We start from the raw sequence: 20270 nt of genomic DNA, 5'->3' as shown, positions 1-20270 counted from the left end.
GTTTCAGGCTGCCTGGGCGTGCTCGATCAATAGCTGGACCGTGGTCTGCCCGCCCCAGGTGTTGCTGCTCAGACGGTAGACGGCCTCGATCTGATCGGGCAGGGGATCGGCATGGTTGAACCAGATCGCATCCAACCGCCGCCCATCGCGTTCCAGGAACAGCTTCAGGTGACGCTCTTTCAGTATCCGCTGATGGACGACCTGGAATCGGTCCTGGAACAAAGGCGCCGGAAAACCTGCGCCCCAGATCTGTGCGGCCAGCAGATCAGCCGTGTCGGTCGTTGCGTATAGCGATTCCAGCGAGCCGTCGGTTTCCAGGCAGGGTTCGAAGGCGTCCCGTCCGCTGATCGTGCGCACGGCCTCGTCGAAGGCCGGGGCGAAATCCTCGAAGGCGGCTTGGCGCAGGGTCAGGCCGGCGGCCATAGCGTGGCCGCCGAACTGCAGGATGGCGCCGGGCAGCCGCTTGCTGACCAGGTCCAGCACGTCGCGCAGGTGGACTTCGGGGATGGATCGTCCCGATCCGCGCAGGGTGTCGGCTTCGTCCGGTGCAAAGGCCAGGGCGGGGCGCCAGTAGGTTTCTTTCAGCCGGGAAGCGACCAGGCCGATCACGCCGGGGTGCCAACCTGCCTGCCAGACGCAGACGCTGGCGGCCTGGGCCAGTGGCTGGGCGTCCAGGTGGGCCAGCGCTTCGTCGCGCATTTCGGTTTCGCGGTGGCGTCGTTCGCGGTTGATCTCGTCCAGCGACTGCGCCAGTGCGCGGGCGCGGTCGGGATCGTCTTCCAGCAGGCAGTGGATGCCCAGGCTCATGTCGGCCATGCGTCCGGCTGCATTGATGCGCGGCCCTAGCGCGAAGCCCAGATCGTCGGTGCCGGCCTGCCGGGGATCGCGTCCAGCGATCTCGAACAGGGCGGCGATCCCGGCCTGCATGCGTCCCTGGCGGATGCGCTTGAGCCCCTGGGCGACCAGCAGGCGATTGTTGGCATCCAGGCGGACGACGTCGGCCACGGTGCCCAGGGCGACCAGGTCGCTCAGACTGTCCAGGCGGGGGCCGCCCTGGGGGGGCAAGGCGCCACGTTCGCGCAGCACCGCCCGCAGCGCCAGCAGCACATAGAAAATGACGCCGACCCCGGCCAGGTGTTTCGAGGGAAAGCCGCAGCCTGTCTGGTTGGGATTGACGATGGCCAGGGCGTCGGGCAGTTCGGGGCCTGGCAGGTGGTGGTCGGTGATGATGACCTGTATGCCCGCGGCGCGCGCGGCGGCTACCCCTTCGATACTGGCGATGCCGTTGTCGACGGTAATCAGCAGATCCGGCTGGCCGGCGGGGTGTTGGCGGGCCAGTTCCACCACGGCGGGCGACAGGCCGTAGCCGGTCTCGAAGCGGTTGGGCACCAGGAAATCCACCTGGGCGCCAAAGGCGCGCAGCCCGCGCACCGCGACCGCGCATGCCGTGGCGCCGTCGCAATCGTAGTCGGCCACGATCAGCAGTTTTTGCCGGGCGGCCAGGGCATTGGCCAGCAAGCGGGCGGCGTCCAGTACGTGCGTCAGTTGAGCGGGCGGGATCAGCGCCGACCAGTCGACGGCGCTGGTCTGGGCCAGCCCTCGGGCGGCCCAGAGCCGGGCGAGCAGCGGGTGAACGCCGGCCTCGGCCAGCGCCTGGGCCCGCTGCCGGTTGGCGCTGCGGGGGCGGATCAGCGGCTGCACCACCAGCGCCTCCAATCCTGAGTGCGCAGCCGCGCCAGCCAGCCGTTCTGGACGGTGACCGTGGCGTAGCGATCGCGACCGGTCAGCACCAGCGTCGGGCCTTGAGCGGCCAACGGCGCGAAAAGCGCTTGTTCCAGCGCCGCCAAGGCCTCGATCCAGCCCCCCCAGTTTTGCGTGGTGGCCGCATCCTGCAGTGTCGTGTCGATGCGCAGATCGGCAGGCGGGGACTGGGTCAACTGGCTGGGCCGGGCGCCGCCATACAGCCAGAGGCTGTTGATGGGCGGCAGGCCGTCCTGCTGGCGGGCCTGATTGACGGGGTGGTCGAACCAGGCCATCTGCAAGGTGTTGACCAGGCGGCGCCAGGGTTGCGCCACCGGGTCCTGCGGCCACCAGTCGTTGACGGCGCTGACGGCGACCAGGGCGGGGCTGGCGCAGGCCAGTTGCACGGGTTGCGGCCAGCGCAGCCGCCAGGTGTCGGGGCGCAGCATCTCCAGCTGCAGGCCGCTGTCGTCCAGGTATTCCTGCGCCGTGTGCAGCAGCGCGGCGGAATGTTCCGCCGTCATGTTCAAAGAGGCCGCCGGCAGCAGCGCCGCGCCGTCGCGCGAGGGCGCCATATGGATCAGTTCGGCCAGCCAGACGGGTTCGTCGTCGGGCTCTTCGGCGCGCAGGGGACCCAGACCTGCGCTAATATGCTCGGCTTGTGCTGCGACAAAACCGTGTGCTTGCAAATGCCAGTGTTCCAGCGGCGTGCACCAGGTGTCGGCGGCGGGACTGGCGGTCGCCACGGCCTTGCCGCGTGCCAGCCAACGAGCCAGCGTGGGCGCGCGTTGCGCCAGATGGGGCGCCAGTTCGGCAGCCACTTCAGGATCGGGCCAAGCCCCGGGAATCACGATATGCATGTCGGAATTGTAGAGTCAAACAGAACAAGAGGCGGTGCGCATGGCCTATGAGTGGTGGATAGGGGCGCGGTATGCCGGTCTGGCCCGCGTCGGGCGCGGCGGCCGCCGGGGCGACCGCTTCGTGTCGTTCGTGGCGGCCAGTTCCATGGCCGGTATCGGGCTGGGGGTGGCGGCCCTGATCATCGTCCTGTCGGTCATGAATGGCTTCCAGACGCAGGTGCGCGACCGCATGCTGTCGGTGCTGCCGCACATTGAACTGTATGTGCAGGGCGGCAATCACCAGCAGGTCCTGGATCATTGGCAAGATCTGGCGCAGGCCGCCAAAGAAGACCCGGATGTGCGGGGGGCGGCGCCCTTCGTCGCGGCCCAGGCCATGCTGGCGCGCGGCCAGTCGCTCAGCGGCGTGCAGATCCGGGGCATCGATCCAGCCATCGAACCGCAGGTCTCCGATTTGAAAGGCCAGTTGGAATCCGGTGCGCTGGACAGCCTGTCGCCTGGCTCCTTTCATGTCATCATCGGCAGCCAGATCGCCCAGTCCCTGGGCCTGATGGTCGGCGATACGGTGCTGATGCTGGCGCCGCAAGGCTCGATCTCGCCCGCCGGTTTTGCGCCGCGCATGCGCCAGTTCACCGTGTCAGGCGTATTCGCCACCGGCTATTACGAATATGACGCCACGTTGGCCTTTGTGAATGTGCAGGATGCGGCCCGCGTCTTTCGCGACAGCGGCGTGAGCGGCGTGCGGTTGCGCATCGCCGACATGCAGCAGGCGCCGCAGGTGGCGCGGCGTGTGTTGAACCTGATGCCCTCGGGCGTCCAGGCGATGGACTGGACGCAGAACAACCGTACCTGGTTTGCCGCCGTGCAGACGGAAAAACGCATGATGTTCCTGATCCTGACGCTGATTGTGGCCGTGGCGGCCTTCAATCTGTTGTCGTCGCTGGTGATGGCGGTCAAGGACAAGCAGTCCGATATCGCCATCCTGCGCACCCTGGGGGCGACGCCCGGAGAGATCGCCCGGATCTTCCTGATCCAGGGCAGCCTGATCGGTGTCGTGGGCACGGCGGCGGGCGTTGCGCTGGGTACCCTGACCGCCTACAACATCGATGTCATCGTGCCTTGGATCGAACGCCTGCTGGGCATTCAGTTTTTGCCGCAGCAGATCTATTTCATCAGCGAACTGCCATCCAATCCGCAGGTGAACGACATCGCGGTGATCGGCGTCACGTCGCTGGTGCTGTCGCTGCTGGCGACCCTTTATCCCAGCTGGCGGGCATCCCGCCTGCAGCCTGCCCAGGTGTTGCGTCATGACTGATGTGGTGAACGATGTGAAAACGGTGCTGCGCGCCGAACACCTGGTCAAAACCTATGACGAGGGCGCAGGCCGGGTCGACGTCCTGCAAGACGTCAGCCTGGACGTCCGCGCACACGAAATGGTGGCCATCGTGGGCGCGTCCGGTTCGGGCAAGAGCACGCTGCTGCACGTGCTGGGCCTGCTGGATCAGCCCGATGACGGGCAATTGTGGATCGCCGGCGAGGCCAGCAACGGCCTGAACGAGCGCAAGCGCAGCCAGCTGCGCAACCGGGCGCTGGGGTTTGTCTACCAGTTCCACCACCTGCTGCCCGAGTTTTCCGCGCTGGACAATGTCGCCATGCCGCTGATCGTGCGCCGCCTGAGCCGCGCCCAGGCGCGGGAACAGGCCGCCCATCTGCTGGAACAAGTGGGCCTGGGCAATCGCGCCACCCATTTTCCCGGTCAATTGTCGGGGGGCGAACGCCAGCGGGTCGCGCTGGCCCGCGCCCTGGTGACGCAGCCGGCTTGCGTACTGGCCGACGAACCCACCGGCAATCTGGACCGTCATACGGCGGACGCCATGTTTGACCTGCTGGGCAGAATCAATCAGGATCTGGGGACGGCTTTTGTCATCGTGACTCACGACCCGGCCTTGGCGGCGCTGGCGCATCGCCAACTGCACATGCAGGCGGGGCGGCTGGTCTGACGATTGCGGAACAGGGCGGCTGGCGCGGGTCCAGGGGGCCTTGCAGGCTGAACGGAGGCGCGGATGCTCATCGATACGCATTGCCATCTGGATGCCGCCGAATTCGATGCGGATCGGATTCAGGTCATCCGTCGGGCGCAGCAGGCGGGCGTGCGCAGCATCGTCATCCCCGCCGTGTGCCGCAGCAATTTCCAGACGGTGCGAGATCTGGCCGCGTCTTTGCCGGGCGGCGCGTATGCGCTGGGCATCCATCCCCTGTACATGCTGCAGGCGGATGAGGCCGATCTGACGGTTTTGGAAAACTGCTTGCAGGCCTGGCGGGACGATCCCCGCCTGGTCGCCATTGGCGAAATCGGCCTGGATTTTTTCGTCCCCGAAATCAGCACTCCGGCGTTGCGGGCGCGGCAGGAATGGTTCTATACCCGCCAACTGGATCTGGCGCAGCGTTTTGATTTGCCGGTGCTGCTGCATGTGCGCAAATCCCAGGACATGCTGTTGAAACACCTGCGCCGTCGCCCGCCGATCGGCGGCATCGCTCATGCCTTTAACGGCAGCTTTCAACAGGCCGAACAGTTTCTGGAACTGGGGTTTGCGCTGGGGATCGGCGGGGCCATGACTTTCGACCGTGCTCTGCAGATCCGCCGCCTGGCCGCGCAGTTGCCCGCGACGGCGCTGGTGCTGGAAACCGATGCGCCCGATATTCCGCCCGCCTGGCTGGGGCGCGATGCGGACGGTCGGCGACAGCCCGCCCGCAACGAACCGGCAGAGGTCGCTCGGATCGCCCAGGAGTTGGCTGCCTTGCGGTCGGAATCTCAGGACGACGTGATCGCGCAGTGCGCTCGCAACGCGGTGCGGGTGCTGCCGCGTTTGAACGGGTTGCTGCCTACCGACCGGGTGTGATGAAAATGGCCTGAGGGCCTGGTTTTGTCGCACTCGCGCCCCTTAGTCTTGGTGGTCTGGGGCTTCAGGGGCGGGACATGATCGGACGGCTGGCGGGGGTGGCAGGGCTGCTGGGGGTGGGGGCCGTGCACCAGTTGCCTGAGCTGCCTGACTGGCCTTGGGCTGCGGCGGCGGTGCTGATTCCGGCGGCTTTGTTGGGACTGGCCTGGTATCTGGGGCATCGGCTGGGTATTCGCGCGGTTTGTGTGCTGCCTCCGGCAGGTGCTGCCGGTTTGTTGCTTCGCCGGTTTTCCCTGCCGATCCGCCTTTTGCGCATTCTGGCGTTCTGGCTGCTGGCCGCCGGTCTGGCCTTTGCTATCACCGTTTTCTGGGCGCAGCAGCGGCTGGATCAGCGCTTGGCCGACGATAATGTGGACCGGGTGTCGCGGGTCACGCTGCGCGTGCAGGGGCTGCCCCGTCTGCAGCCGGACCGGGTTCGCTTCGAGGCCGACGTGCTGGATGCGCATCCGACCGGCGTGCCGCCGCGGATCCTGGTCAGTTGGTCCGCTTCAGGCTGGCGCAGTCCTTATGCGGCGGCGCAGCCTGCCGATCCCCCGTTTCCCGAGATCCGGGCGGGGCAGGTGTGGCGCATGGCGCTGGTCCTGCGTCCTGTGCGGGCAGCGCAGAACGTGGCAGCTTTCGATTACGAAGGACATGCCTTTGCGGCAGGCATCCGGGCGACCGGGACGGTGCGCGGCGAGCCGGAGCATCTGCATAACGATGACTGGCACAGCATTGCGGTCGTCGCAGACCGGGCGCGACACCGGATCCGCCAGGCCATGACGCCGCACCTGGATGGCAAGCGCTACGGCGCCGTGCTGCGGGCGCTGGCGATCGGGGATCAGGATGGGATGGGCGACGCCGACTGGCGCATCTTCAACCGCACCTCGTTGACACATTTGGTTTCAATATCCGGGTCCCATATCACGATGCTATCCGGCGCGGCTGCCCTGGCCGCATACTGGCTATGGTGCCGTCTGTCCTGGCGCGGCAGAGTGCTGGCCGAACGCTGGCCCGCCCGCAGGGCGGCGGCCTGCGCCGCCCTGATCACTGCCTGGCTGTATTGCCTGCTGGCCGGCTGGGGCGTGCCCGCTCGCCGCACCTTCATGATGTTGGCGGTCGTGGCGGGCGCCCAAGCCCTGCAGCTGCGCCTGAATGGCTCGCGGGTGTTGGCCTTGGCCGCCGTCGTCGTGGTCGCGCTGGATCCTTGGTCGGTGTTGGCCAGCGGTTTCTGGCTGTCTTTTGCCGCCGTCGCGGTACTGCTGGCCGTGGGGCGGGATGCCACGGCCTCATCTCTCGTGCTCGACAGCCAGCAGGGCGCCGTCGCAGTGGCTGCTCCTCCGGTCGTGTCGCGTTCAGGCCGCTGGCTGCGCGGCCTGCGCCTGGCAGCCCGTTTGCAATGGGCCATCACCCTGGCTCTGGCGCCGGCTCTGGCCTGGCTGTTTCACGAGGTATCCCTGGTATCGCCGTTGGCCAATGCCTATGCCATTCCCGTGATCGAACTGCTGGTCACGCCGCTGTCCTTGTTGCTGGCTGCCGTCTCCCTGGCGCCGGGTCTGGAGGGGGCTGCCGCCGGTCTGGCCTGCTTGGCCCACGGTGTGCTGTCCCTGATGATGCAGCCCACCGAATGGCTGGCGGGTTTGCCGACCTTGCCGGTGGCGGCAGTGCCGGTGTGGCTGTATTGGCTGGCAGCGGGCGGGGCGGTGTGTGCCTTGTGGCCGGGATCGCACGCCTTGTGGCCGGGTTCGTCGACCAGGCAGGACTCGGGTGAGCCGCCTTTGGGTTGGACAGGGCGGGTGGGCGCGACCGTACCGGCTGCGGTGCAAAGCCTGTGGCGTCGGCGTCGTTGGGCCTGGTTAGCCCTGCTGCCGATGGCGCTGTGGACGCCGCCGCGTCCCGCCGAGGGAGAATGGGACCTGCACGCTCTGGACGTCGGCCAAGGCAGCGCCCTGTTGCTGCGCACCGCCCGGCACGCCATTGTCTTTGACGCCGGCGCCCGCCATGCGCGAGATGCGGACGAGGGCGCCCGCACCGTCGTGCCTGCCTTGAAGGCGCTGGGGGTGCGGCGGCTGGATGCCCTGATTATTTCCCATGCCGATCTGGACCATGCCGGCGGCGCGCGCAGCGTGTTGGAAGCCGTACCGGTAGAACAGACCTTCAGTTCCTTTGATCTGGACCGCTGGCTGGACAGGGAATCCCGACTGCTGCAGGCCGAACCCGCACCGCGCCCCTTGGCCGTCAGCCCCTGCCTGTTCGGCGGACGCTGGCAAATTGACGGTGTCAGTTTTGAATTCCTATGGCCGCTGGATGTGCGCCGCGAACGCAAGGGCGTGCAGGCCAACGCCGGCAGCTGTGTGCTGCGGGTGCGCGGCAAATATCACAGCCTGCTGCTGACGGGCGATATCGAGGCCCGCACCGAAGCGGCCCTGGTGCAACGTGGCCTGACGCCCGCCGATGTGGTGGTGGCGGCGCACCACGGTTCTCGGACTTCTTCGACGGCGCCCTTTGTCCAGGCGGTGAGGGCGCAGCATGTGATTGTGCAGGTGGGGCGCTGGAATCGTCATGGGCATCCGAATGATGCCGTGCTGGAACGCTGGGGGCAGGGGGGTGCGGTGATTTGGCGTACTGACTGGCAGGGGGGGATTAATGCACAGTCGACCGGGACTGGGCTGACGGTGAGCAGTGTTTTGGAGTGGTCGCGGCGGTATTGGCATGGGGGGCGCCCGTAGGTTAACTCTCAGCGTTCTTTATAAAAAATGCATTCTTAAAGGCCTTGGCAGAGGTGGGTGGTGGGGACGACTTCTTTTCAGGCAGCTATCTTCCAAAAGCGGAATCTTGTATGAACCTAAGAAATTAGAAGCAATTGATTCGCACCGGTTGCCGAGTGCGCGGTGAAGCTTTGTGAGCGTTACAATCGGAGTTTCAAGAGAACGATTTATAAATTTTGACTAAGGCCGCTACGTTAAGCGTATGTCCATCTAGATCACTTAATCGCTGCTGACCATTAACGGGGGCCATGGTTTAGTGGCGCGTAATATTCTGAAGCAGATTGGCCTGCGTACTAGCATTTTGGAGTTTCATTTGGATCTGCCTCTTCCGTTCAACTTGATCGTGAAAGCCGCTTCCTGGGTTTGGCAGCGCGTAACCAAGGTGCTGCTATACAAGACCTATGTTGGGTCACATCGAAAATGGAATTCTCGTCATCAACTAGGATCCTGGTGGGAGCCATTAGGAAACCACTTAGAGTATTCCTTGAGACTGGCGCAGCCTACAGATCACAAGCCCCAGGTCTCTAAGCTTGCCTTAAGATCAACCGGTCAGAAACTGTCAAATGTGAGTCTTTATTTCGAGGCCCGTGGCGCTGGCGTCCGCTATCAGGATAAAATATCTGTTTGTGACGTTGACCAAACACCAATGGTCTGGAACTTGATAAATGTTCCAGTTCTAAATTTTGTTGGAGGTCCTCGAGAGGGGATAGCATTCTCTGTCGAAGAGGTCGAGTTGCGGCAGTGTGTTGTAAGGCTTTCGAGCGGAGAGGCTTTGCCACCTTGCAATACTATGTGTTCTTACCTATCTCAAAGTTGGATCCTGAGTGACGAGTGGGTGTATCAGTGGGGGTATTGGTGGAACTGTAACACGATAAAATTTGCTAAGGAAGAAATTGCTATATATTGGTGTTTCTGCTTTGGGCTTCTCAGAAATCGAGTGCATTCGCCTTATGTGATAGGCCCACGTCGCAGAGCATTCATGCAGGTACTCATTCGAGGTATTGGGTGGGTCATGGCACTACCCCCGCTTGTGACAGCTCAGTTTTGGTTGGCTATCTGGTCAGGACTGTTTGTGATAGATCGCGATGACATTCTCAGCTTCAGGTGGGCAGCAGGCAAGAAGGATAAAGTCGACACTGTTTGACTGTCCCGGCGGACTCCCTTGGCCGGAGGTGGCTTGGGGCCATATGTTTCTTGCTACTGGCCTTAGCATAGGCGACAATCGGCCAGGATTGGTCGTTAAGTATCACTTTCCCTGTATCACTCAATGTTTTCGGCGGACCCCAGAACTTGAGGTAGGTATGTGTCATTAAGCGTATTAATTGGCATGTAAGAAGGTGTGCAGAAAAATTTTTCTGAGGAAACAAATTAAATGGCTAAACCACTATCAAATCCGTTAGGGGATATTCGAGCAGAAGCTGATCACGCCATGCTTGCAAAAGCCTTTTATGAAACTCCAGACTATCTTTCGCTACTGGAGTCCGATGAAAAAATAGTAGTGGTTGGTCGACGAGGAACTGGAAAAAGCGCTCTTACTTATCGACTCAAAAAACAGTGGTCTGATCCAAAAAATTCTGTTTTTTCATTGATCTCTCCTGAGGAACATCAAACTCTCGCTCTTGCCCCCCTCATCGCCAGAACTGGGAGTAAATTTCTTTCAATTCGTGCTAGTTCGCGGCTGCTATGGCGATATGGCCTAATGCTCGAAATAACACAGATATTAAGATCAAAGTACAAGCTTCGAGATATGGTTAATAATTCAAAGCTTTTAACAAAACACCTGTCCAGCTGGGGGAAGGTGGATCAACCATTTTTCGGGAAGCTTCGTACCTTACTACAAAAAAATCTGCTCAGCACACTTTCCCCCGATGATGTGATTGGTCATTTAGCTGATGTGCTGGAAATAGCGCAAATAGAAAAAGAACTAAAAAAAATTCCTCCAGCAGCATCGAAAATGTATTTAATAGTGGATCGCCTGGATGAGGGTTTTGATCCAGACGGTACAAACATCGCATTTATCGATGGGGCGATAACGGCTGCCATCGATGTGGGTACGATTTTTAAGGGGGTGATTCGCCCAGTTGTTTTCTTGAGAGACAATATCCATAGAGCCGTTGCACATTATGATCAGGATTACGCCAGGAATATTGAAGGGCAAACTTTACGCTTGCACTGGGATGCTGGAAATTTGTTTTACTTGGTTTGTAATCGTCTCCGCGCTGCGTTCGGTGATGAAACTCAAAATAACAAGCGTTTGTGGAGTAGGTATACTGCCCATGAGCTGCAGGGTGAGGATGGGTTTAAGCAGTGCCTCAAGTTCACGCTTTATCGACCGCGTGATATCCTAATACTATTAAATTCAGCCTTTGAAAATGCGAGCAAAAGAGACCCAGAAGCTGCGGTGACTACCATTTCCCTCGTTGATTTGGAAAAGGCTGCGAAAACAATTTCAAATAATCGGCTTGATGATCTTCAGAAAGAATATCGCCATATATTTCCTTCTATTGAATCTGCAATTTCTGTTTTTGGAAATAGAAATCCTGAGTTGCTGTTTCCGGAGGCTTGCGAGCTGCTAGATGGGGTTATAACTTCTCCGCCTCCTGGCATTGAAAGCCATATAGAGTTGGCAATTCTTAATCAGGCAGAAGATTTGGTTCGCGCATTATATGGAATTGGATTCCTTGGGGTTCAAGATGCCTCCACTGGGAGCTATGTATTTTCCCATGATGGGCGACGTCCAGATACAGAGTTTGAGTCAAACCATCGTCTTCTTATACATCCATGCTATTGGATAGCGCTTAATCTTACTCGTAACGTACTGAGCCAAGATGAAGCAACCGATATTAATGACGAGTATGAAATTAAAGTCTCATCGGTTACCCCAATTCTGCGAAATGCGCGCCTAGGTAGGCTCATCTCAGAATACCAAAAAATAAACAGTGGTGCAGAAGGTGCTGCCGATTTTGAGCAATGGTGCTTAGATGCTTTGAGAATATGCTTTGCGGGTAGATTGGATAATATAGTTCTCCACCCTAACAAAGATGCCGTTAATCGTCGAGACGTAGTGGGAACTAATCTTGCTCAAACTTCATTTTGGAAGCGAATCCAACAGGATTACGAAACTCGACAGGTCGTATTTGAGATAAAAAATTACGAATCCCCTACACTCGATGACTATCGTCAAGTGCTTTCATATTTGTCGGGTGGATATGGTAGGTTGGCATTTATCATTTGCCGAGGCTGGAATACAAATCTTGAAAGGGATAAAGAGCTTTCATGGGTAAAGAGTATTTATTCTGATCATCGAAAGATAATTGTAAAAATCACGGGAAAGTTTCTTTCAGACATCCTTTCAAAATTTAGGAATCCACAGAAGCATGATTCTGCAGAGATTGCTCTAGGGTCGCTAATGGATACCTATGAAAGAATGTATTTGGGTCAACAGTCCGGGGGGACAGCAAAGAGACCACGGCAATATCGGAGCAGAAGTCGTAAAAAATAGTGTTACATAGCTCGCTTAGAAAGCGTTTTGAGATTAAATCCCATAAAGCTTGGTGGCGACATTGCTAATGTTGCGTTACGGATGGCCGCTTTGAGTCGGTACCTGACTTTCTCAGGGCCTTCTAACCGTTAGCGGACATCCTCAGCTCCTATGGGCAACTGCCGTATAGTCGCCTGTCACTCTCCCCAACAGTCAGCATCGGCGCGGCCCTCACGCCCCCCTCCCAAGAACAAATCCACACCCAAAAACGAGCACTCCAATATGACGGTTACCATCTACGGCATCAAGAACTGCGACACGATGAAAAAGGCCTTCGCGTGGCTGGGTGTTCAGGGCATTGATTACACATTCCACGATTATCGCGTCGCGGGCATCACCCGCGCCGAGGTCGCGGCGTGGGTTGCCGAAGCGGGGCTCGACAAGGTGCTGAACAAAGCGAGCAAGACGTTTCGCGCTCTGCCTGAAGCGGTACGCGACGGTCTGGATGAAGCCAAGGCTATCGATCTGATGGTCGCGGAACCGACGATGATCAAGCGTCCGGTGCTGACGACGCCGCACGGTATCGAGGTCGGTTTCAAGCCCGAGCGCTATGCAAGGATTTTCGGGCGCTGAAAGGACTGGGTAAATGCCCAGTCGCGCAGCACCGGTCTGTCGATGTACAGTGGTTCCAGAGTCGTCCCGCCGGGTTGGACACGGACGGCGCCCGTAGTGGTTTACGCGATCTTGCGCTGCCTGGCGGGATCGGCGATCATGCGGCAGCCGTCCACAAGACGACTGCTGCCCGCTAACGGGCCTCTGGCAAATCCACAAGATTCTTGCGACCATGACACAGACACCGCTGAAGTTCTACGTCCCTGAACCCTCGGGGCGTCCCGGTCAGGAAACCGATTTTTCCTATCTGCGGCTGCAGCCGGCTGGCGCTGCCCGCAAACCTCCCATCGACACCACTCCCTACGACACCCGTGATCTGGCCCAGGGCCTGATTCGTGTGCTGGATGATGACGGTCACGCGCAGGGGCCCTGGGCCGAAGATCTGCCCGATGATGCGATCCTGCGGCGCGGCATGCAGGCCATGATCAAGACGCGCATCCTGGATGCGCGCATGGTGATCGCGCAGCGGCAGAAAAAGACATCTTTTTACATGCAGGCGCTGGGCGAGGAAGCCATCGCCATCGGTCAGTCTCTGGCGCTGCAGCCAGGCGACATGCATTTTCCGTCCTATCGCCAGCAGGGGCTGCTGATCGTCCAGGATTACCCCCTGTTCGACATGATGTGTCAGATCTTCTCGAACGACAAAGACCCCCTGAAGGGCCGCCAGTTGCCGGTGCTGTATTCGGTGCCGGAAAAGGGTTTTTTCACCTTGTCGGGCAACCTGGGCACACAGATGCCGCAGGCGGTCGGCTGGGCGATGGCGTCCGCCATCAAGGGCGATACCCGCATCGCCTGCGGCTGGATCGGCGATGGCGCCACGGCTGAATCCGACTACCAGACGGCGCTGCTGTTCGCCCACGTGTATCGGGCGCCGGTGATCCTGAACGTCATCAACAATCAATGGGCCATTTCCACTTTTCAGGCCGTGGCCGGGGGCGAGGGCACCACGCTGGCGGCGCGCGGCATCGGGTCCAATGTGGCGTCTTTGCGGGTGGACGGCAACGATTTTCTGGCGGTGTACGCGGCGTCGCGCTGGGCGGCGGATCGCGCGCGCGGCAACTACGGTCCGACCTTGATCGAATGGGTCAGCTACCGCGCCGGGCCGCATTCCACGTCCGACGATCCGTCGAAATACCGGCCCGCCGATGATTGGTCGCGCTTTCCCCTGGGGGATCCGATTCCCCGCCTGAAGCAGTACATGATCGGGCGCGGCATCTGGTCCGATAAAGAACATCAGGACACGCAAAAAGCCTGCGAGGCCGAGGTCGTCGCGGCCCAGAAAAAAGCGGAAGCCCACGGCACGCTGGCCACGGGACGCACGTCCAGCGTGGCCACCATGTTCGAGGACGTCTACAAAGACATGCCGGAGCATCTGCGCCGGCAGCGTCAGGAATTAGGGGTGTGATCATGGCAAAAGACCAGATGAAGACACGCCCCATGACCATGATCCAGGCCTTGCGGTCGGCCATGGACATCATGCTGGACCGCGATGACGATGTCGTCGTGTTCGGCCAGGACGTGGGGTATTTCGGCGGTGTGTTCCGCTGCACCGAAGGCCTGCAGGCCAAATATGGCCAGTCGCGGGTGTTCGATGCGCCGATTTCCGAAAGCGGCATCGTCGCCGCCGCCGTCGGCATGGGGGCCTATGGCCTGCGCCCGGTGGTGGAAATCCAGTTCGCCGACTATTTCTATCCAGCCGCCGATCAGATTTTTTCAGAAGCCGCCCGGATGCGGTATCGCTCGGCGGGCGGGTATACCGCGCCCCTGACCATCCGCATGCCCTGCGGCGGCGGCATTTTCGGCGGGCAGACCCATAGCCAGAGCCCCGAGGCCCTGTTCACGCACGTGGCCGGCCTGCGCACCGTCATGCCGTCCAACCCCTACGATGCGAAAGGCCTGCTGATCAGCTCCATCGAAAATGACGATCCTGTCATCTTCCTGGAACCTAAGCGTCTGTATAACGGCCCGTTCGACGGCCATCACGACCAGCCGGTCGTGCCCTGGTCCAAGCACCCGTTGGGCAACGTGCCCGAGGGCTATTACAGCGTGCCGCTGGACAAGGCCGCGCTCTATCGCGAAGGCCGGGAATTGACCGTGCTGACCTACGGCACCATGGTCTATGTGGCGGAAGTCGCCGCCCAGGAAGCCGGCATCGAGGCCGACATCATCGACCTGCGCAGCCTGTGGCCGCTGGACCTGGACACCATCCTGGCCTCGGTGCGCAAGACCGGGCGTTGCGTGGTGCTGCACGAGGCCACGCGCACCAGCGGTTTCGGCGCTGAATTGTGCTCGCTGGTCCAGGAACATTGTTTCTATCATCTCGAAGCTCCGATCGAGCGCATCACGGGGTGGGATACGCCGTATCCGCATTCCCATGAATGGGCGTATTTCCCCGGCCCCAAGCGGGTGGCCGAGGCGTTCAAACGTGCGTTCCGGGAGGCATAAATGGGTATTCACATCATCAAGATGCCGGATATCGGCGAAGGCATCGCAGAAGTCGAACTGGTTGAATGGCACGTCAAGGCGGGCGATGCGGTGGTCGAGGATCAGATCCTGGCCGACGTCATGACCGACAAGGCCACCGTGCAGGTGCCGTCGCCCGTCCACGGACAGGTTGTGTCGTTGGGCGGGCAGGTCGGTCAGATCATGGCCGTGGGGGCGGAACTGATCCGTCTGGAAGTCGAAGGCGAGGGCAACGAACACCTGTTCAAGACACGCGCGGCGCCGACTCAGGCGCCGGCATCTGCAAAGCCCGCGACGGCCAGCGCCACCGCGCCCGCCGCTCCGCAAGCAGCGCTTGAGCCAGCCGCTTCGGCGCCGGTCCAGCAACAGGCCGCCGCTCACGTTGAACCGGCTCTTGCCGTTGAAGCGCCCGCTGCCCCGGCATTGCATGCGCCCGCACGACCCGAGGGCCAGCGGCCCCTGGCTTCGCCCGCCGTGCGCCGCCGCGCCTGGGATCTGGGCATCACCCTGCAGTATGTGCCGGGCAGCGGGCCGGCGGGCCGTATCACCCAGGGGGACCTGGATGCCTGGCTGGCGCGCGATCGCAACGATACCTCGCAGCGGACCACGGGGTCTTTGTACCAGTCCCACGACGAAGAAACCGCCGTGCCCGTCATCGGCCTGCGCCGCAAGATCGCGCAGAAGATGCAGGAATCCAAACGACGCATTCCGCATTTCACCTATGTCGAGGAAATCGACGTCACGGAACTGGAATCCCTGCGCGCCCGGCTCAATACCCGCCACAGCACCGAACGCGGGAAACTGACCCTGCTGCCGTTCCTGGCGCGGGCGATGGTGCTGGCGTTGCGGGAATTTCCGCAGATCAATGCGCGGTTTGATGATGATGCGGGCGTCGTGACGCAGTTCGGCGCCGTGCATCTGGGCGTGGCGGCGCAGACGCCCTCGGGCCTGATGGTGCCGGTAGTCCGTCATGCCGAAACCCTGGATCTGTGGTCTTGCGCGGCGGAAATCGCCCGCCTGGCAGAAGCGGCCCGCGAGGGCAAGGCCGCGCGCGACGAATTGACGGGCTCCACCATCACCATCACCAGCCTGGGGCCGCTGGGCGGCATCGTGTCCACCCCGGTGATCAATCACCCCGAGGTCGCCATCGTGGGCGTCAATCGGGTGGTCGAGCGCCCGGTCTTCCAGGAAGGCCGGGTCGTGGCGCGCAAGCTCATGAATTTGTCCTCGTCCTTTGATCATCGCGTGGTCGACGGCATGCACGCCGCCGAGTTCATCCAGTGCATCCGGCGTTATCTGGAATGCCCGGCGCTTCTGTTTGTGGAGTAAGCAGCATGTCCAATCCGATCACTACCACCTTGCTGATCATCGGCGGCGGCCCCGGCGGCTATGTCGCCGCCATCCGGGCGGGCCAGTTGGGCATTCCGACCGTACTGGTCGAAGGCGACACCCTGGGCGGCACCTGCCTGAACATCGGCTGCATTCCGTCCAAGGCGCTGATCCACGTGGCGGAACAATTCCATGCCCTGCAGGGTTATGCCGGGGATTCTCCCTTGGGCATCCGCGCCCAGGCGCCGGAACTGGATCTGGAGCGCAGCATCGCCTGGAAAAACGGCATCGTCAAAAAACTGACGACCGGCATCGGGGCGCTGCTGAAAAAGCACAAGGTCACGGTCGTTCAGGGCTGGGCGCATATCGTCGACGGCAAGACCGTGGACGTGAATCCGGTGGCCCAGGGCAAGGCGGGCGCGCCCCAGCGCATCCGCTGCGAACATCTGTTGCTGGCCACGGGGTCCGAGCCGGCGGCTTTGCCCTTTATGCCCTTCGGCGGTCCGGTGATTTCGTCCACCGAAGCCTTGTCACCCAAAAAACTGCCCAAATCCCTCGCCATCGTTGGCGCCGGATATATCGGGCTGGAACTGGGCACGGTCTATCGCAAACTGGGCGTCAAGGTCGACGTCATCGAGTCCCAGGACCGCATCTTGCCGGCTTATGACGCGGATCTGGTCAAGCCCGTGCACAAATCCCTGAAGTCCCTGGGCATGGGGCTGCATTTGCAAACCCAGGTGCTGGGGCTGACGGAAGACGGCAAGGGGCTGCGCATCCAGCCGCCCAAGGCCGAAGAACAGGTGCTGGCCGCCCAGCAGATCCTGGTGGCGGTGGGCCGCAAACCTCGCAGCCGGGGCTTCGGACTCAGTTCTTTGATGCTGGATATGGACGGTCTGGCCGTGCGGGTGGATGATCGCTGCCGTACTTCCATGAACGGCGTGTGGGCCATCGGCGACGTGACCGGCGAGCCCATGCTGGCCCATCGCGCCATGGCGCAGGGCGAATGTGTGGCGGAACAGATTGCCGGTCAGACCCGGCGCTTCGCGCCCGCCGCCATCCCGGCGGTGTGCTTCACAGACCCGGAAGTCGTCACCGCCGGACTGTCGCCGCAGCAGGCTGCTGCAGCCGGCGTCGACGTCATCGAGGGCGTCTTTCCGCTGGCGGCCAACGGGCGGGCGATGACGCTGGAATCCACGGATGGCTTTGTGCGGGTGGTGGCGCGACGCGACAATCACCTGATCCTGGGCTGGCAGGCTGTGGGGCGGGGCGTGTCTGAATTCGCTGCCGCGTTTGGCCAGTCCATCGAAATGGGCGCCTGCCTGGAAGACGTCGCCCATACCATCCATGCGCATCCGACTCAGGGTGAAGCCATCCAGGAAGCGGCCCTGCGGGCCTTGGGGCAGGCGTTGCATATATAGCGGGCAGGCGGTTTGCCTGCGCCGGATGGTCGCGGGCAAACCGCCGCGCGAATACTGGCCGGACGACTACAATCAAAAGATCGTGTTTCAGCCAAAGGCCGTGCCCATGTCCGTCCCTTCGATCACCGAGCCCCGCCTGGATTCCGTCGCCTGCGCCAGTCCCGCCGGGCTGCACCGTATGGCCTACTGGGAATGGGGCGACCCGGACAATGACCGGGTGCTGCTGTGTGTGCATGGCCTGACGCGCACCGGGCGTGATTTCGACCTGCTGGCCCAGGCGCTGCAGCATGACTATCGGGTGGTGTGCCCGGATGTGGTCGGGCGTGGGCGGTCCGACTGGCTGATCAATCCGGCAGGCTATGTGGTGCCGCAGTATGTGGCCGATATGGTGACGCTGATCGCCCGCCTGGCGCCGGCCCGGCTGGATTGGGTGGGCACGTCCATGGGCGGGCTGATCGGTCTGGGTCTGGCAGGCGCGGCGGTGGCATCGCCGTTGATGCGCCCTGGGCGAGATGCCTGGGGGCTGGGCGGCGCGCCGGACATTCCCTGGGGCCGCATGGTGTTCAACGATATCGGCCCCGCTCTGAATCTGGATGGCCTGGCGCGCATCGGCGCCTACGTGGGCCAGGATCTGCGCTTTGCCTCGTTTCAGCAGGCGGTGGATTACGTCCAGTCTGTTTCCCAAGGTTTCGGCCCGCATGATGCGGCTGGCTGGGCCGCGTTGACCGAGCACGTCTTTCACGAGCAGGACGGACAGTGGGTCAAGCATTACGATCTGCGCATCGCCCAGCCCTTCGCCCTGCAGACGCCGGAAGCCATGACGGCTGCCGAAGCGCTGCTGTGGCAGGCCTGGGATCATCTGCCGATGCCGGTCCTGGTGGTGCGGGGCGCGCAGTCCGATCTGCTGTTGGCGGATACCGCGCAGCAGATGATTCGCCGCAACCCCCATGCCCGCTGCGTGGAATTCCAGGGGGTCGGGCATGCGCCCACGCTGCGTGCCGATGAGCAGGTTGCCGCTGTGCGGGAATTCTTGCTGGCGCCGTGATGGGCGGCACGATCCAGCGGGGTCGTGTACAGTCTGGTGAATGACTTTGAATATCGATTTACATAGCCATTCCAGGCAATCCGATGGCGTCCTGTCGCCTGCGGAACTGGCTGCGCGGGCGCATGCCAACGGGGTGGACTGGTGGGCTTTGTCGGACCATGATGAGACCAGCGGTTTGGCCGAGGCCGCCCAGGCAGCTTCCGATCTGGGGCTGGGCTTTATTCCCGGCGTGGAAATTTCCGTCACCTTCTGCGAAAAAACCGTCCACATCCTGGGGCTGCAGATTGATCCCGGCAATCGCGATCTATCCGCAGGCCTGGCGGCGATTCGCCGCAGTCGTTTCGAGCGGGCGGGGCAGATGGCCGATCGCCTGGCCGATTGCGGCATCCCGAATGCCCTTGAAGGCGCCTTGCGCCATGTGGATAATCCGGACCTGATCAGCCGGGTGCATTTCGCCCGCCATTTGTTGGAACAGGAACACGTCAAATCCTTGCAGCAGGCCTTTGATCGTTACCTGGGAGATGGCAAGCGAGCCTTTGTTCCGATTCAATGGGTCAGCCTGGAACAGGCGCTGGGCTGGATTCGGGCAGCAGGCGGCAAGGCGGTGATCGCGCATCCGGGGCGCTACAAATACACGCCCCAGCAGCACGACGCGCTGTTTCAGGTCTTCAAGGATCTGGGAGGGCAGGGGGTGGAAGTGATCACCGGCGCCCATACGCCGGCGCAAAGCAAGCGGTACGCCAAACTGGCGGCGGCCTATGGTTTTCAGGCCTCGCGCGGTTCGGATTTTCATGCGCCCGGCGTTGGCAGAGTGGATCTGGGCGCCATGCCGGATCTGCCCGAAGGCCTGGTTCCGGTCTGGCAAGACTGGATTTGAGGTGGGGAAGTCATCATGAACAAAGCCTTCGTCAAAGAGTCCGACCGGGATGACGACGATGATCTGCCCGAAGTCCAGCCGCTGCCGTCCGGGACAAAGAACTACATGACCACGACGGGCTACAGAACCCTGAGCGCCGAATTGACGCATCTGCTGAATGTCGAGCGCCCCGAGGTCGTGCAGACTGTGTCCTGGGCGGCGTCCAACGGCGACCGTTCGGAAAACGGCGATTACATCTACGGCAAAAAACGTCTGCGGGAAATCGACCGCCGTGTCCGCTTTCTGACCCGTCGCCTGGAATCGGCAGAGGTCGTAGACCCCTCGCAGCAGCCCAATCGCGATCAGGTGTTCTTTGGCGCCACCGTGCAATATTGCGACAGCCAGGGTCAGGAATTCACCGTCACCATTGTCGGGGTGGACGAGGCCGAGCCGCTGAGTGGGCGCATCAGTTGGGTGTCGCCAGTGGCTCGCGCCCTGATCAAATCGCACGAAGGCGATACCGTGACCCTGCGCACCCCGGCAGGACCCGAAGAGCTGGATATTCTGGCGATCAGCTACCCGTCTGCGCAGGGCTGACACGCGACACGGGGCGTGGGGCTTGTCTGTCCGCGCCCTTCTGGTCAGACAGGGCGGTCTACCGCGAGGACGGCGGGGGTATCCGCCTGCTGTCGGCCCGATCCC

At 61.8% G+C, this 20270-nt stretch carries 15 protein-coding genes; 13 read left to right on the top strand and 2 right to left on the bottom strand.

Translation table 11 applies throughout. The features are described from left to right. Nucleotides 1-3: 3 nt before the first annotated feature. Complete coding sequence (gene recJ / locus WBF69_RS08950) at nucleotides 4-1704, bottom strand: single-stranded-DNA-specific exonuclease RecJ (protein ID WP_424263339.1); 1701 nt, start codon at nucleotides 1702-1704, stop codon at nucleotides 4-6. Beyond that, on the bottom strand, nucleotides 1689-2600 hold the full coding sequence (locus WBF69_RS08945) for a hypothetical protein (protein WP_424263337.1): 912 nt from the start codon (nucleotides 2598-2600) through the stop codon (nucleotides 1689-1691). Before WBF69_RS08945 ends, recJ begins: the two co-directional genes overlap by 16 nt. Nucleotides 2601-2640: 40 nt before the next feature. Here WBF69_RS08945 and WBF69_RS08940 point away from each other — a divergent pair, with 40 nt between their 5' ends. The 13 genes from WBF69_RS08940 to greB all read left to right on the top strand — a co-directional run bounded on the left by WBF69_RS08940 (nucleotide 2641) and on the right by greB (nucleotide 20165). Next, nucleotides 2641-3912 carry a lipoprotein-releasing ABC transporter permease subunit gene (locus WBF69_RS08940; protein ID WP_424263336.1) on the top strand — a complete coding sequence of 424 codons (1272 nt, stop codon included), beginning with the start codon at nucleotides 2641-2643 and terminating at the stop codon, nucleotides 3910-3912. Then, nucleotides 3905-4597 carry an ABC transporter ATP-binding protein gene (locus WBF69_RS08935; protein WP_424263335.1) on the top strand — a complete coding sequence of 231 codons (693 nt, stop codon included), beginning with the start codon at nucleotides 3905-3907 and terminating at the stop codon, nucleotides 4595-4597. The genes WBF69_RS08940 and WBF69_RS08935 overlap by 8 nt, the downstream gene beginning before the upstream one ends. A gap of 63 nt (nucleotides 4598-4660) precedes the next feature. After that, nucleotides 4661-5497, top strand: coding sequence for a TatD family hydrolase (locus tag WBF69_RS08930; protein ID WP_424263334.1), 837 nt, complete (start codon nucleotides 4661-4663; stop codon nucleotides 5495-5497). 77 nt (nucleotides 5498-5574) lie between these two features. Continuing rightward, a complete protein-coding gene (locus tag WBF69_RS08925; protein WP_424263333.1) occupies nucleotides 5575-8265 on the top strand; it encodes a ComEC/Rec2 family competence protein in 2691 nt (896 codons plus the stop codon). 1411 nt (nucleotides 8266-9676) lie between these two features. Further along, nucleotides 9677-11806, top strand: coding sequence for a P-loop ATPase, Sll1717 family (locus WBF69_RS08920; RefSeq protein ID WP_424263331.1), 2130 nt, complete (start codon nucleotides 9677-9679; stop codon nucleotides 11804-11806). 261 nt (nucleotides 11807-12067) lie between these two features. Further along, nucleotides 12068-12418: a Spx/MgsR family RNA polymerase-binding regulatory protein gene (locus WBF69_RS08915; RefSeq protein WP_424263329.1), complete on the top strand. Its 351-nt coding sequence runs from the start codon at nucleotides 12068-12070 to the stop codon at nucleotides 12416-12418. Nucleotides 12419-12629: 211 nt separating this feature from the next. Continuing rightward, a complete protein-coding gene (locus WBF69_RS08910) occupies nucleotides 12630-13862 on the top strand; it encodes a 3-methyl-2-oxobutanoate dehydrogenase (2-methylpropanoyl-transferring) subunit alpha (protein WP_424263327.1) in 1233 nt (410 codons plus the stop codon). A gap of 2 nt (nucleotides 13863-13864) precedes the next feature. Further along, entirely contained in the window at nucleotides 13865-14902 is a 1038-nt protein-coding gene (locus WBF69_RS08905; protein ID WP_424263325.1) for an alpha-ketoacid dehydrogenase subunit beta, read from the top strand. Next, nucleotides 14903-16249 carry a dihydrolipoamide acetyltransferase family protein gene (locus WBF69_RS08900; RefSeq protein ID WP_424263323.1) on the top strand — a complete coding sequence of 449 codons (1347 nt, stop codon included), beginning with the start codon at nucleotides 14903-14905 and terminating at the stop codon, nucleotides 16247-16249. A gap of 5 nt (nucleotides 16250-16254) precedes the next feature. Next, the gene (gene lpdA / locus WBF69_RS08895) at nucleotides 16255-17667 is read left to right on the top strand and encodes a dihydrolipoyl dehydrogenase (RefSeq protein WP_424263321.1); all 1413 of its coding nucleotides are present in this window, start codon (nucleotides 16255-16257) and stop codon (nucleotides 17665-17667) included. A gap of 106 nt (nucleotides 17668-17773) precedes the next feature. Next, on the top strand, nucleotides 17774-18712 hold the full coding sequence (locus WBF69_RS08890) for an alpha/beta fold hydrolase (protein ID WP_424263319.1): 939 nt from the start codon (nucleotides 17774-17776) through the stop codon (nucleotides 18710-18712). 46 nt (nucleotides 18713-18758) lie between these two features. Beyond that, the gene (locus WBF69_RS08885; protein ID WP_424263317.1) at nucleotides 18759-19589 is read left to right on the top strand and encodes a PHP domain-containing protein; all 831 of its coding nucleotides are present in this window, start codon (nucleotides 18759-18761) and stop codon (nucleotides 19587-19589) included. A gap of 15 nt (nucleotides 19590-19604) precedes the next feature. Next, nucleotides 19605-20165, top strand: coding sequence for a transcription elongation factor GreB (gene greB, locus WBF69_RS08880; RefSeq protein ID WP_424263315.1), 561 nt, complete (start codon nucleotides 19605-19607; stop codon nucleotides 20163-20165). The last annotated feature ends 105 nt before the right edge of the window (nucleotides 20166-20270 follow it).

It is taken from the genome of Castellaniella sp. (genome assembly GCF_049673105.1).
Classification (GTDB): Bacteria; Pseudomonadota; Gammaproteobacteria; order Burkholderiales; family Burkholderiaceae_B; genus Castellaniella.
This window is presented reverse-complemented; position numbering and strand designations above follow the sequence as displayed.